The organism is Paenibacillus sp. URB8-2, assembly GCF_013393385.1.
Classification (GTDB): domain Bacteria; phylum Bacillota; class Bacilli; order Paenibacillales; family Paenibacillaceae; genus Paenibacillus_AQ.
Map to the genome: position 1 here is coordinate 258412 of NZ_AP023239.1, position 14652 is coordinate 273063.

14 protein-coding genes are annotated in these 14652 nt (G+C 50.3%); 12 read left to right on the plus strand and 2 right to left on the minus strand.

Features of this window, described 5'->3' with window-relative positions:
- Positions 1-83: 83 nt before the first annotated feature.
- Positions 84-1985 carry a PrkA family serine protein kinase gene (locus PUR_RS01285; RefSeq protein WP_179033683.1) on the minus strand — a complete coding sequence of 634 codons (1902 nt, stop codon included), beginning with the start codon at positions 1983-1985 and terminating at the stop codon, positions 84-86.
- Positions 1986-2477: 492 nt separating this feature from the next.
- On the opposite strand from PUR_RS01285, the gene modD reads away from it, so the two are divergent.
- The 5 genes from modD (at position 2478) to PUR_RS01310 (ending at position 6409) form a co-directional block, all read left to right on the plus strand.
- Positions 2478-3329 (plus strand): ModD protein, encoded by an 852-nt coding sequence (gene modD / locus PUR_RS01290; RefSeq protein ID WP_179033684.1) that lies wholly within the window; start codon positions 2478-2480, stop codon positions 3327-3329.
- Positions 3330-3554: 225 nt separating this feature from the next.
- The gene (locus PUR_RS01295) at positions 3555-4319 is read left to right on the plus strand and encodes a type IV toxin-antitoxin system AbiEi family antitoxin domain-containing protein (RefSeq protein WP_179033685.1); all 765 of its coding nucleotides are present in this window, start codon (positions 3555-3557) and stop codon (positions 4317-4319) included.
- Entirely contained in the window at positions 4320-5261 is a 942-nt protein-coding gene (locus PUR_RS01300; protein ID WP_179033686.1) for a nucleotidyl transferase AbiEii/AbiGii toxin family protein, read from the plus strand. It abuts the gene before it with no gap.
- A 109-nt stretch (positions 5262-5370) separates the two neighbouring features.
- Positions 5371-5532: a hypothetical protein gene (locus PUR_RS01305; RefSeq protein ID WP_179033687.1), complete on the plus strand. Its 162-nt coding sequence runs from the start codon at positions 5371-5373 to the stop codon at positions 5530-5532.
- Between the two features lie 157 nt (positions 5533-5689).
- On the plus strand, positions 5690-6409 hold the full coding sequence (locus PUR_RS01310; protein WP_179033688.1) for a YebC/PmpR family DNA-binding transcriptional regulator: 720 nt from the start codon (positions 5690-5692) through the stop codon (positions 6407-6409).
- Positions 6410-6721: 312 nt separating this feature from the next.
- Here the strand turns inward: PUR_RS01310 and udk are convergent, their stop codons facing one another.
- Complete coding sequence (gene udk / locus PUR_RS01315) at positions 6722-7354, minus strand: uridine kinase (RefSeq protein ID WP_179033689.1); 633 nt, start codon at positions 7352-7354, stop codon at positions 6722-6724.
- Positions 7355-7521: 167 nt separating this feature from the next.
- On the opposite strand from udk, the gene PUR_RS01320 reads away from it, so the two are divergent.
- From PUR_RS01320 to PUR_RS01350, 7 genes are all read left to right on the plus strand, one after another.
- A complete protein-coding gene (locus tag PUR_RS01320; RefSeq protein WP_179033690.1) occupies positions 7522-7860 on the plus strand; it encodes a DsrE family protein in 339 nt (112 codons plus the stop codon).
- A 132-nt stretch (positions 7861-7992) separates the two neighbouring features.
- The gene (locus PUR_RS01325; RefSeq protein WP_232101668.1) at positions 7993-8970 is read left to right on the plus strand and encodes a threonine aldolase family protein; all 978 of its coding nucleotides are present in this window, start codon (positions 7993-7995) and stop codon (positions 8968-8970) included.
- Between the two features lie 113 nt (positions 8971-9083).
- On the plus strand, positions 9084-10217 hold the full coding sequence (ald, locus tag PUR_RS01330) for an alanine dehydrogenase (RefSeq protein WP_179033691.1): 1134 nt from the start codon (positions 9084-9086) through the stop codon (positions 10215-10217).
- A 296-nt stretch (positions 10218-10513) separates the two neighbouring features.
- Positions 10514-11767, plus strand: coding sequence for a PucR family transcriptional regulator (locus tag PUR_RS01335; protein ID WP_179033692.1), 1254 nt, complete (start codon positions 10514-10516; stop codon positions 11765-11767).
- Positions 11768-11936: 169 nt separating this feature from the next.
- A complete protein-coding gene (locus tag PUR_RS01340) occupies positions 11937-13172 on the plus strand; it encodes a Zn-dependent hydrolase (RefSeq protein WP_179033693.1) in 1236 nt (411 codons plus the stop codon).
- Between the two features lie 133 nt (positions 13173-13305).
- Positions 13306-13773: a nucleoside deaminase gene (locus PUR_RS01345; RefSeq protein WP_025332770.1), complete on the plus strand. Its 468-nt coding sequence runs from the start codon at positions 13306-13308 to the stop codon at positions 13771-13773.
- A 125-nt stretch (positions 13774-13898) separates the two neighbouring features.
- Positions 13899-14567, plus strand: coding sequence for a Type 1 glutamine amidotransferase-like domain-containing protein (locus tag PUR_RS01350; RefSeq protein ID WP_179033694.1), 669 nt, complete (start codon positions 13899-13901; stop codon positions 14565-14567).
- The last annotated feature ends 85 nt before the right edge of the window (positions 14568-14652 follow it).

Consider the following 14652-nt stretch of genomic DNA (forward strand, 5'->3'; position numbering starts at 1 on the left):
CACAGGCTGAGTGCGATAACAGGTAAATCCTCCCTGGTTATCGATTCAGCAAGCTGAAACGGTATCGAGGTAAGAAATCCTCGTCACCGATTCAGCAAACTGCCGACGTATTTCATCAGCTCATTCGCGCAAGTGGCGCAGTAGCCGTGATGGTCGATCAGGCGCCGGGACACTTCGTTCATGCGCTTGAGCTGGCCCTCATCCGGATTGATCGTCGAGGTCGTTATTTTGATGACATCCTTCAGGTCGGCGAACAGCTTCTTCTCGATAGCGTCCTTCAGCGGCTCATGCGACGTATATTCGAACTGCCGGCCGCGGCGTGCGAACGACGAAATTTTGATCAGAATTTCCTCGCGGAATGCCCGTTTCTGATTCTCGGTCACGCCGATTTGCTCCTCTATGGAACGCATCAGCTTCTCGTCGGGATCATGCTCCTCGGAGGTGATCGGGTCTTTCATTTTGTGACCGCTGCAGTAGGCTTCGACATTATCCAGATAGTTGTTGAGCATCGTGTGGGCCGATTCCTCGAAGGAGTAGACAAACGCGCGCTGCACTTCGGTCTTCGCTTTATGATCGTATTCCTTGCGGGCCTGCGTAATCAGATTCATCAGCCGCTCGCGTTCTTCCTTGGAGATCGATGGATGCTGGTCCAGCCCCTCTTTGAGGGAACGGAGAACGTCCAGGGCATTGATGCAGGACTTGCTGCCTTTGATGAGCGCGCTGGAAATCCGGTTGATGACATACCGGGGATCGACGCCGGACATGCCCTCGTCATGATGCTCCCGCTGCAGCTCTTCCACATCGGCTTTTTTCACACCGTCGACTTCGACGCCGTCGTAGAGGTACATTTTTTTGATAAGATCAATGCCCGGTTTCTTCGGTTCTTTCAGGCGGGACATGACCGTGAAGACGGAGGCTGTCCACAGCGCTCCCGGAGCCAGATGCACCTGATTGTTCAGGCCCGAGGCGTCGACGAGCTTGCGGTAGATTCGTTCTTCCTGACTGGCTTTCAAATTATAGGGAATTCGCATGACAATCATGCGGGAGTGGAGGGCTTCATTCTTCTTATTGGAGATAAATGCGCGGTATTCGGTTTCGTTCGTATGGGCTATGATCAGTTCGTCGGCGGAGATAAGCGCAAATCGTCCCGCTTTAAAATTGCCTTCCTGAGTCAGAGAGAGCAAATTCCACAGAAACTTCTCATCGCATTTCAGAATCTCTTGAAATTCCATCAGGCCGCGGTTGGCCTTGTTAAGTTCGCCGTCAAAACGGTAGGCTCTGGGGTCGGATTCGGAACCGTAGCGGGTAATGGTGGAAAAATCAATACTGCCGGTCAGATCGGCAATATCCTGCGATTTGGGGTCTGATGGCGCGAATGTTCCGATTCCCGTCCGGTCACTTTCTGAGAACAGTACCCGGACCACGGGCATGTCCTCGATTCGGCCTCCGTGTTCACTCTCCAGTCTCATCCGGCAGACCGGGCAGAGATCGCCTTCGATATGCACCCCGTACTCTTTGCGGAATTCATCGCGCAGTTCACGAGGGATAAGATGGAGGGGTTCCTCTTGCATCGGGCACCCTTGAATGGCATAGAGCGCGCCTTCCGGCGTACGTGTAAAAGATTCAAGTCCGTTCTTCAGCAGGGTGACGAGCGTCGATTTGCCGCCGCTGACCGGACCCATAAGCAGCAGAAGACGCTTGCGGACATCAAGCCGCTGGGCCGACGGCCGGAAGTATTCTTCCACGAGCAGTTGAATCGCATCCTCCAGGCCGAACAGCGTGCCGCTGAAAAAAGCGTACTCCCGCCGTCCGTCCCCCAGCTCGGTTATGCCTGCCGCCTCGATCATCCGGTAGACTAATTCGTGAGATGTCCCGGCGATTCGCGGATTTTCTCTAACGAGCTGCAAGTAATCGAGAAAGGAGCCTTCCCAGAAGAGATCATTCTCCTTGTCCCGATACGTTAACAATTTTTCCAAGAACGTCATGCTTACCGCCTCCCTTTTTAATAATGTGGTTCGTGAAAGGTTCAGGTGACAGATGCAGCGCCATGCATGTAGCAGGCACGTCCATTCCGACAGAGCAGTAGAGACATTGTTCTTGCATATTTAGTTGTCTATAAAGTGTAGCACAAACTCTATCATCTAGCGACAACAAAAATGTCATACGAGAGTTATAAGCGAACGTAAACAGCCGGGTTCACAAAAATTTTAAATATTTTTAAGGGGGGGTTAATAGATAACTTAACATTCTGGAAAAAAGAGGGAAACCCAGGGCTGTTCTAATCGGTCTTATGTTATGAAAACTCACAAGATGGTGGCGACACCGCCTGCTCTATGAATTTCCTCATTTGTATAAACCGGAATAAGGAATACAATAAGCGCCATATTTAATTCAAAAAGAATAGGCAGATGAACCGTTTATTACAGCATAGGAGGATAGAGTTGAAGGGGCTATCGCCTGAACAGGAGGGTCAAGCTATGATCTATATTCCCGATGAGGCCATTGACCGGATGATCGGAGAGGATATTCCTTATCTCGATTTGACGACATGGGCGCTTGATATCGGCGGAAAACGGGGAAAAATTGAGTACTTCTCCAGAGAGAAGGCGGTGCTGTGCGGGACGGAAGAAGTGCTGCGCATGTTGGTCAAACTGGGGGTTGCGCCCGAGTTCAGCCTTCCGTCGGGTACAGTGATTGAACCGCAGCAGGTATTTCTGTCGGGAACGGGTACGGCGCAGTCGCTGCAGATGGCCTGGAAAGTAACGCAAAATCTGCTGGAATGCTGCTCCGGCATTGCTACCAAGACAAGACGAATTGTAGACAAAGTGAAGTCAGTCAATCCGGCTGTCTCCGTGGCAAGCACGAGAAAAAGCTTTCCCGGCACCAAGGCGATGAGCGTCAAGGCGATTCTGTGCGGAGGCGCCGCTCCCCACCGACTGGGGTTGTCCGAGACCGTGCTCGTCTTCAAGGAACATGCAGGCTTTTGCGGCGGTCCGGATGCTTTGGTCGAGCGGATCGGAGAGCTGAAATCCAGAGTCCCGGAGAAAAAGCTGGTGGTCGAGACAGACTCCGTGGAATACGCTCTCCGTCTGTGCCGCGCCGGGGTGGATTGTGTGCAGTTCGACAAGCTGTCCCCGGATGAACTGCTTGCGGGAAGCGCGGAGCTTCGGGCCGTGAATCCCAATGTGGTGCTGCTGGCGGCAGGAGGCATCGACGAGCACAACGCCGCAGCCTATGCGGCTTCCGGCGTCGATGTGCTGGTGACGACCGGCCTGTTCTTCGCGAAGCCGCTGGATATGAGCGTCCGGTTGCTGCCGGAGGGGGAGTGAGCGGGAACGCCGGGAAAGGGCGGCGGATTTGGACTCAAAAAATGAAAGTTGTGCATCCCGAAGGAAGCCAGGAAATAAAGATGTTTTAAAAAGTGCAATCATTTTTCAGTAAGTGTATATGTTTTGTTGAAAAAAACCAAGAAATATAAGTATAATTTAAAAATAAACGTCTACACTTAACTGTATGTGATTACATATTTTAAAATAGGTGGGGGGTGTCTCAACATGGGGGATTTAGATTTTGATTATATAAAAAAGGGTTTTTTGAATGTTTTTGAACAGCTGGGCGTACACGAAGAAGAATTTTTCAATCTGGTTCGTCGTTATCCTAATATCCATAAACTAGACGATCTTATAGCCGCTATTAAAACTGAAGGCGAAAGTGAAAAAGAGGCGGCAATCTATCCGGAAATCATAAAGCTGTTTAGGAATTATAATGGGATTGTCAATACGAACATTCTTAAAGAAAATCAGATAAATTACTATCAGCTTAACAAGCTTGAGTCGATGGGTAAGATTATCAAACTTAAACGTGGGCTCTATGCTCTTAAAGATATCAATTACATGGTTGACGAAATAGTAGAAGCGGCTCTTCTTATACCTAAAGGTGTTCTATGTCTATACTCTGCACTTGCCCATCATGAACTAACTACTTATACTCCGAGTGAATACAATTTTGCAGTATCCCGAAAAGAGAGAAAGCCTACTCTCCCTGACTATCCACCGATCCGGATATTTTCTTATGATGACGATACCTTTGACATGGGAATTGAAAAAATAGAGAAGGATGGTCATTTTATTAAAGTGTACGATCTGGAACGAACCATTTGTGATACTGTAAAATACAGGAATAAACTTGATGCCAATGTCGTTAAGGAAGGTCTGAATAACTACTCAAATAGCAGGAAGAGGAATTATATCCAACTCCTTAAATATGCGGAGAGATTGAGAGTGAAGTCTATCCTGAATAATTACCTTGAGGTGCTATAGATGGTCACAAATGTTGCCGCTTCAGTCATTGATAAATTAAAGAACGTTGCCAGAGCTAATAAAAAGGCGTTCAACGTCATCTCCATCCTTTATTATCAGGAGCGTTTCTTAAAACGCTTATCAATGTCCAGTTATAAGGATAATTTTATCCTTAAGGGTGGATTATACTTATACTCCGTAACACAGTTCAAATCCAGGCCGACGAGAGATATGGATTTCTCAGGCCGTAGAATGAACAATGATGCCTCTGCATTGGTTCATATCGTTACTTCTATATGCCAGTTGCCCGCTGGTGATGTTGAGGATGGAATTGTTTTTCATACGGATCAAATCGTTTCCGAAATCATTAAAGAAGATGCAGAATATGAAGGCGTACGGATAAAGATACCTTGCTCGCTTGGACAAATGAGGGAAGTACTGCAACTCGATATTGGTTTTGGAGATGTGATAGTACCGAGTCCGCAAACGATAGAATTCCCAGTTCTCTTATCTAGCATGGAGAGGCCAGAAATATTGGTATACACGAATGATTCCGTCATTGCAGAAAAATTTGAAGCCATGATATCACTTTCCCTGGCGAACAGTCGGATGAAGGATTTTTTTGATATCTACACGTTGGCCCGTACAAACCCGTTTGAAGGGCTTCGCTTGTACGAAGCTGTATCTGAGACATTTAAGCAAAGGACAACCCTTACCGAAAGAGAGCATGTCATTTTCACAGCTGAGTTCTATAAGGATAGACGTAGAGTCACTATGTGGAATGCATTTATAAGGAATTTATATCTGGATTATTCGCCATCATTCAAGGAGGTTATGGAACTCATTCATACCTTCCTCAAACCGATCTATGATCATGTGTTGGATGAAAATGAGTATTTTGGTAATTGGGATTTTCAATCATTGAATTGGAAAGCAGACAGACCTCTGCCCTCTAAGATTTGATTAGTTTTTTAACCCCCGCCAAAGGTTCCTTGCCGATTTCCTCTCCAGAGCCGAACGTCCTCAGGCGGATGACTGGGAAACCTTTCTGCTGTTTCTGGAAATAGGCAACGTGATTAGTGAAATGGGGCTGATCGATCCCGTCCTGCCTGGGTGTCTGCTGCCCGGCTATTGGCGAGGGAATGAGATTCTCGGGAAAATGTTCGCCTGCATGCGCCGGATCGGAAGCGCCTTGCCCCCCGATTCCGTATACCGGAAATATGTGCGGCTGTAATCCGGTCGCTATTTGCGGGATTTTTCATTCACCGAATTTTCGATTTAACAAGCCTTGTGCCTGCTTATTTGTCCCGCACCCCCTTTAAGAGATATAATGACAGGAGTATACTATAATAGACTGCGTCTAATTACTTGTTGAAAGAGAGCGATAACGTATGGGTCGTAAGTGGAATAATATTAAGGAAAAGAAGGCGTCCAAGGACGCCAACACAAGTCGTATATATGCAAGATTCGGGCGTGAGATTTATGTAGTGGCCAAGCAGGGCGAGCCGGACCCGGAGTCGAACCGGGCGCTGAGAGTCGTGCTGGAACGCGCCAAGACGTACAATGTGCCGAAGGCGATTATCGACCGCGCGCTTGAGAAAGCGAAAGGCAATTCGGATGAGACTTATGATGAGCTGCGCTATGAAGGCTTCGGACCGAACGGATCGATGATTATCGTCGACGCGCTGACCAACAATGTCAACCGCACCGCCTCCGAAGTGCGCGCCGCATTCAGCAAGAACGGCGGCAGTCTTGGCGTGAGCGGATCGGTCAACTATATGTTCGATTCGACGGCGGTCATCGGCCTTGTCGGCAAGAGCGCAGACGAAGTGCTGGAAATTCTGATGGAAGCGGACGTGGATGCGCGCGATATTCTGGAAGAAGACGAAGCCGTCATTGTATACGCCGAGCCGGATCAGTTCCATGCCGTTCAGGAAGCGTTCAAGACCGCGGGCGTAACCGAATTTACGGTTGCCGAGCTGACGATGCTTCCCCAGAACTACGTGACAATTCCGGAAGATTCCCAGGCACAGTTCGAGAAGCTGATCGATGTTCTGGAGGATCTGGAAGACGTGCAGCAAGTTTATCATAACGTGGATTTTGAAGAGTAGTTAGGGCTGCTTTGTCATCCCTCAACAGGATGCAACAACCGTTCTTATACTGCTTTAATGAATCCGAATGAAAAACACAAGCCCGGCCCCCTTATAACGGGGGACCGGGCTTGTCATTTGTTCAAATATAAGACTTTATAATCTGCGCGCTTATCGTTTGGTCTTATATTTTTACGAGAAACGTACTTGCGTCTTAAAAAGACGCTGTCAGGCGTTTCTTCTTATTGCCGTCTGATGAGGACTTGCGGCTGCTGCGCTTGGATCGGGCCGCAACGTGATAACGGCTTTTTTGCTGTCTGAAGACGGCCGTTCTTAAGCTCTGGACCAGTTCTCGCCCGTCAAATATTTCTCTGTCAAGATGGATAGGAGCTGAATCCCGACCTCGTTGTGCCCGCCTTCGGGAATAATGATGTCGGCGTATTTCTTGGAAGGTTCGATAAATGCCTCGTGCATCGGCTTGACCGTCGTCAAATACTGCTGGTGGATCGACTGGATGGTGCGGCCGCGCTCCTCGATATCCCGGAGAACCCGGCGGAGAATGCGGACGTCCGGGTCGGTGTCGACAAATACCTTAATGTCGAGCAGCTCGCGCAGGTTCTCGTCGGACAGCACATGAAGCCCTTCGATAATGACGATATGATTGGGCAGGAGCTCAACCGTCTCCGTCGTCGAACGGGCATGAACCGTAAAGTCGTATACCGGAGCCTGCGCCTGCTGCCCCTGTTTCAAGCACTTTAAGTGCTCAATGAGCAGCCCATTGTCGAAGGCAAACGGATGATCGTAATTGATCGCTCCGCGGTCGGCAAGGCTGAGATGCGAATGATCCTTATAATAATTATCCTGAGAGATAAAAGTTACTTTACCCGGACCGAGCCGGTCGATGACGGAACGGGCCACCGTTGTTTTGCCGGAGCCTGTTCCGCCGGCGATACCTATAATAAGCATGGCGTTTTCATAAACCTCCCTAAGATATTCCCTCTGCCAATTCCAGTATTGTAGCACAGAGGCTCCATTTTTTCATCCTGCACTGCCAATGTTATATACTTATTAAACCATCATGAGCGCTATAAGCGCAGCCATGCAGTTTTTTCAAATGAGAGAGGATGAAGAAGATGAATCGTAAAATTATTTTTCTGACAACTGATAGTATGGGGAACGGAGACGTTCGGCTCGGAGAACAGCTTCTGGAAACGTATTTCACGCTTCTTAAGCAGCAGGAGCAGCTTCCGGCCGCCGTGTTCTGCGTCAATCGTGGAGTGCTCGCGCTAACGGGGAAATCGATGGCTTCCCTTCACTTAAAAGAACTGGCCGACCGTGGAGTTCCGGTGTTGGCCTGCTCCACATGCGTGAACTACTATGGAGTCGGGGATCAGCTGTATGCGGGGGAGGTCTCAAGCATGGGACATTTCATCGAGCTCTCCGCCCAGTATGAAGTCATAACGATATCCTAGAATAGAGGAGAAGCATAACAATGAGCAATCCGCTTTCAGGAAGCGTTTAACCGGACGGCATACCCGATCACCGGCCACGGCAAACGGAATGTTCAAGTATTAAAGGACGCGCTGGATGCCTATGACGGCGAATTGGACAGCGACATGTACGGCGCCGGCAGGCTGATCGAAGATTTTCAGGGCAAAATGGCCGGGATTTTCGGAAAAGAAGCGGCCGTCTTCTTCCCCAGCGGAACAATGGCGCAACAGGTTGCGCTGCGGATCTGGTGCGACCGGAGGGGAATAAAGAGAGCTGCTTACCACCCGATATGTCATCTGGAGATTCACGAACAGCGGGGGCTTCACGAGCTTCACGGGATCGAGCCGGTGCTGCTTGGAGGCAAGGACAGGCTAATTGATCTCGGCGATGTGCAGAAGCTGGACGACACTATTGCCTGCCTGCTGCTTGAACTGCCCCAGCGCGAAATTGGCGGGCAGCTGCCGGATTACGGCGAGCTTGAAGCCATTTCGGCGTACTGTCGCGAACGGGGGATTGCCCTGCACCTTGACGGAGCGAGACTGTTTGAGATTTTGCCGTATTACCGGAAATCGGCGGCGGAGATCTGCGCGCTGTTCGACAGCGTGTATGTCTCTTTCTATAAAGGCATTGGCGGGATTGCCGGAGCGATTCTCGCGGGCGATTCCGAATTCACGGAACAGTCCAAAGTGTGGAAAAGACGTCACGGCGGGGACTTGATCAGCCTTTATCCTTACATACTCTCCGCTGATTTTTATTTTGAAGAAAGGTTTCCTAACATGGGACGGTACTATGAAGGCGCAAGGGAACTGGCCGGCTTTTTTAATGAATGCCACCAAATCACTACCCTTCCGGCGGAGCCTGTCTCGAATATGTTCCATGTCCATGTGAAGCTGCCTAAAGAAAGACTGGAGCCTTTGCTGATGGAGCTATATGAGGAAACGGGTGTCGGATTAACGCATTATTTGCGGGAAAAAGGCGAAGCATCGTGCTATTTCGAGACCAGCATCGGCGACCGGTATGCCCGTATTCCCAAGGACGAGCTGCGGCGGGCGTTTGCCCTGCTGAATGAAAAACTGGCAGCCGCATTGTGATAAAACACAATCATGGCAGATAAAGTTTTTAATTTTCACCAAATGGAAAAGCCGCAGGGTATGTTATCATTCTTTACATAAGAGACATCCACAAGACAGGAGATGTGAAGAAAATGATCATCGGAGTACCCAAGGAAATTAAAAACAATGAAAATCGTGTAGCCATTACGCCGGGCGGTGTAGTCAGCTTTGTCAAAGAAGGTCACAAGGTTCTGGTAGAAAAAGGTGCAGGTCTGGGCAGCGGATTTCTGGATGAGGAATATGCAAAAGCCGGAGCGGAGCTGATTGACGGCGCAGCCGAGGTGTGGAACAGCGCGGAGATGGTAATGAAGGTTAAAGAACCGCTGGAGAGCGAGTACGGATATTTCCGTGCCGGTCTGGTTCTGTTCACTTATCTGCATCTGGCTCCCGAGCCTGCTCTGGCAACCGCGCTTAAAGAAAAAGGTGTATTCGCCATCGGCTACGAAACGGTTACCGAAGGCCGCACTTTGCCGCTGCTGACGCCGATGAGTGAAGTGGCCGGCCGCATGTCGGTGCAGCTGGGCGCTCAATTCCTGCAAAAAAACCACGGCGGCCAAGGCATTCTGCTTGCCGGCGTTCCCGGAGTAAGCAGAGGCAAGGTCAGCATCATCGGCGGCGGCGTTGTCGGAACGAATGCGGCCAAGATGGCCATCGGACTCGGAGCGGATGTTACGATTGTTGACCTGAGTGCCGACAGACTGCGTCAGCTGGACGATATTTTCGGCGCGCAAATCAATACCCTGATCTCCAACCCGTATAACATCGCCAAAGCTGTTGCCGAAGCGGACGTGCTGGTGGGCGCAGTGCTCATTCCGGGCGCCAAAGCTCCGAAGCTGGTAACGGAAGAAATGGTGAAGACGATGAAACCGGGCTCTGTAATCGTCGATGTGGCCATTGACCAAGGCGGTATCGTGGAGACGATCGACCAAGTGACGACACATGACAATCCGGTATTCGAAAAACACGGCGTGCTTCACTATTCGGTAGCCAATATGCCGGGTGCCGTGGCCAAGACATCGACGATTGCCTTGACGAACGTTACCGTTCCTTACGCGCTGCAAATCGCGGGCAAAGGCGCGCTGAAGGCTGTCCAAGAGAATGAAGGATTGCTCAACGGCGTTAATATCGCTAACGGCAAAATTACCTGCAAAGCCGTTGCCGACGCGCTCGGCGAAGAATACTATACGGTAGCCCAAGCCATGTCCCAGGAGTTTACACTGATCTAAAATATAGAAAAAGATAAGTCGGCTTATAGAGATAAGGATGTTTCCCGGTGAAGAAGAGGAACCCAATCAAGGACAGTGCCCATTAATACGGGCCTGTTCTTTTTTGACGTGAACCAATTAAGGTTCTGTGCAGCGGATTCGGTTGTTTTTTGAAAGGGATGGAAGGTTTCCTATCACAACTTTGCCCAGCCTATAGTCAGCGCAAACGAAGCGTACTATAATGAAACAACCGATTAGTAGTATGAAGGCTGATTTGCGTGTAACACGCGGCTATTCTGAAGGTTGGAGTGGGGACAGTGACAGAAGCAAGCTTATCCTTTGACCGTTTTTTTGACAGCATGGAGTCCTTGGCGGATGCCATCAGCGAATCGCTGCAATCTCAAGTGACCATTGAGGATGACAATCATCATGTGATCGGCTACAGCTCCCATCAATTCGAGAGCGATCCGGCGCGGATTTCGACCATTATCGGCAAGCGGGTGCCCGACTCCGTCATTATCGGCCTGCGCAAAAAGGGAATCATGCGCCAGCTTGAAAATACGCCCCATCCCATCCGGATTTCCGGGGTGATGGAGGTGGGGCTTGGCCCCCGTCTGGCGATGTGCATCAAGCACCAGAAGGAAGTCCTCGGCTATATCTGGGTTGTCGATGCGGGCAATCTGAAGGATGGCTATGCGGAGAGCGTCGTGAGCAAGGCCGCGCAAATCGCCGCCCGGTACTTGCTGAAGCAGCGGGGTTGGAAGACGAAGCAGACCCAGGTGCAGGAGGATTTTTTCTGGAAGCTGCTGACCTCGCATTACGGCACGGAACAGGATATCCGGCGGGATGCGGGGGCGGATGGCATTACGCTGCCTTCGGGTTATTTTATCGGCGTATTCGAATCGGACCGGACGGTGGACAATCATTTTCTGCTGAAATTCCGGCAGACCGCGGAAGGGTATTCCGGCGTATCGCTTGTGTTCCTGACCACGGAGCATAACCGGATCATTATTTTGTTCTCTTTTCATTTTCCGATTGAGGGCACGCAGGTGCTGTCTTCCTTTATGCGGTTGCTCATCGACCAGACGAACAGAAACGAAGACTGCCGGATATCCGGGGGATGCAGTCTCTATTACGGGGAGTATCTCTCTGCGGCAGTCGCCTATATGGAGGCGGCGTCGATTGCCGAGATCAAGCGGCTGCTGCCTTTTCAGGCCCGCGAGCTTCTGCTTTACGAGGATATGGGATTTTGGGCGCATCTTCCGGCGATTATCGAGCAGAAGCGAAGCCGCAACCGCAGAAGCCCTTTGCTCTATCCGCTGAAGGAGCATGACCGGGTGCACAAGACTGATTTTGTCAAAACCGTCGCCGTCTATCTTACCTTTAATGGTAATCTGAAAGAGTCGTCCTCCTTTTTGCATATCCATACCAATACCTTGATGTACAGATTGAACCGGATCGCCGAAATCACGGGTAAAAATCTGAAGGATACCCATTACCGGTTCTCGATCTACCTGGATATTTTGACCGAAGAGACCCGGCAGTTGAATCAGTGGTTCACGGAAGGTTAATGGAAGATATGGCGGATTCGCGAATGATATGGCAGAAAATATATACATGGATGTAACATAAACCGGCCATTCCCGAGCCAATCTTATTACACTCTGTACAATGAAAAGAGAGGATACGGGTCGTAACATAGTGATTAGGAACGACCAGATCATGGACGGAGGGATAGGAATGCAGACGCAAAACATATTCGTTAGCGGAGCCCGGCTGAAAGATACCATCGAGGCCTTTGCCGATTTCGGGCGTACGCCCGGGAACGGGGTCACCCGGCTGAGCTTAGGCGAAGAGGACATCAAGGTGCGGGATTACTTCCGTTCCTGCTGCGAAGAACTCGGAATGACGGTCAAAGTGGACGATATGGGCTGTATGTACGCGACGCTGGAAGGCACCGAAGATAAGCCCCCGATCGTCATGGGTTCCCACCTCGATACCGTAGTGAAAGGCGGACGCTTCGATGGCGTTTTCGGCGTAATCACGGGCCTTGAGGTCGTGCGGACGCTTGTGGATCATGGCATCAAGCCGCGCATTCCGGTGACGGTCATGAACTTTACCAATGAGGAAGGCGCGCGGTTCGAGCCTTCGATGATGGCGTCCGGCGTGCTGTCGGGCAAATTCGATAAAGAGGTTATGCTGAAGAGCAAAGATCCGGAGGGGGTAACCTTCGGGGAGGCGCTGAAGGCCAGCGGATACGAAGGGGCTGCCGAGAACCGCATAAAGGAAGCGACCGCTTATCTGGAAATGCATATCGAACAAGGTCCTGTACTGGAAAAAGAAGGCCTGACGATCGGGCTCGTCGACTGTGTGGTCGGCATGGTCTGTTATGAAATCGAAGTCACCGGAGAATCGAATCATGCCGGAACGACGCCGATGGGGATGAGGAATGATGCTTTTTTCGCCGCTACGGATTTGGTGGCGGAGCTGCGGAGCAAGCTGGGCGAGCTGGACTCCGAACTGGTCTATACGATGGGCCGGGTCAATGTATATCCCAATATTCACACGGTCATCCCGAATAAAGTCGTCTTCACCGTCGAGGCGCGGCATAAGAATGAAGAGGTCATTGCCGAAGTGGTGTCGATCATAAACTCGCTTCCGGAGACGCAGACTGGCTGTTCCGTGACAAAGAAGAAGCTGTGGGGCCGCGATACAGTCTGGTTCGACGAGAAGGTACGCGGAGCGATTGAGAGCTCGGTGAAGTCGCTTGGCTATTCCCATAAAGTAATGGCCAGCGGCGCCGGACACGACGCCCAGTTCGTCGCAAGCTACCTGCCGTCGGCGATGATATTCGTTCCAAGTGTGAAGGGCAAGAGCCACTGCGAAGAAGAACTGACCTCGTACGAGGATTGCGAAAAAGGCGTAAATGTGATGCTGGAGACGGTGCTGACGCTGCTGGGAGAGAGCCGGGAGTAAGGTTCAAAGAAAATCGTGGCTTACACGTAAGGGTATATAGTAGAAGGCTGTTCCGGTAAGGGTCTGTGGGACCCTCGGGACAGCCTTTTGTTTACTGTCCTTAGTCTAGCATCTATATAAAAGGAGAAAAAGTATGAATCAAGATGAGTTTTTTATGAAAGAAGCAATCAGGCTATCTAAACTTGCGGTTGAGCATGGTAACGAACCTTTTGGAGCGATATTGGTTAAAGGCGGAGAAATTGTATATTCTAACGAAAACCAGATTTATTCTGCAACCGATCCAACGTTTCATGCAGAAGCAGGGTTGCTACGGAGATTTTGTGCTGAAACCCATATTACCGATTTACGTGAGTACACCTTATATTCGAGCTGCGAGCCTTGTTTTATGTGTTGCGGTGCAATGGTTTGGACAAAGGTTGGGCGATTGGTTTATGGTGCCAGTGATATAGATCTGTGTAATCTACTGGATGAACAGGGAAGTCATTGCAGTCAAATTGTATTTGAAAATTCTCCCCATAAACCGGATATTACAGCGGGCATATTACGGGAGGAAAGCTTGAGTGTATTGGCCAGCTATTTTTCTCACAACACAAAAGGCTAAAAATCATAAATGTCGGGTCAGTTTGGGTTTAATACAGCTTAAGCTGTTCCATTACAGGACCGACCACCGGTTGAAAAGTCTAAAGGATTAAACGACAGACGCACACAAAGACAAGGAGTGAAGTTATGAAATTTCTGCTCACATCTGCAGGAATCATTAACAAAAGCATACGCGATGCGCTGGTTGAGATGCTGGGCAAGCCGATCGCCGACTCCAACGCCCTGTGCATCCCCACCGCGATGTACGGACACCCCTGGGTTGGCCCCGGCGTCAAAGTCTGGCAGTTCATCAGTGGGAAAGAGGACAATCCCATGGTTAACCTGGGTTGGAAGTCCGTCGGCGTGTTGGAGCTCACAGCGCTGACAAGCATCGACGAAGACCGCTGGGTGCCGCTGGTTCGGGAGACAGACGTCCTGCTTGTGGCGGGCGGCGACGCCCTCTACCTGTGCCACTGGATGCGGCAATCCGGGCTGGCAGACCTCTTGCCGTCGCTGCAGGCGGTCTATGTAGGCATGAGCGCCGGGAGTATGGTGATGGCACCTAACATCGGTGAATTCTTCATTGGCTGGACTCCACCCAACGGTGTCAATGAAACACTGGGACTGGTTGACTTTGCAATGTTTCCACATCTGGATCACGAGATGCTGCCGTATAACACAATGGCGGCTGCTGAGAGGTGGGCCGCCGGGATGCAGGGGCCGGCGTATGCGATTGATGATCAGACCGCCATCAAAGTTATCGACGGAGCAGTCGAAGTTGTTTCCGAAGGGCATTGGAAACTTTTTTCGCCCTGATATCACTCCGCTGTTAGATAGCGACATGACATATTAAGCTGACGGAGAACGATAGTTCAATCAGTGCCGCTATGTAGAAAGAAAA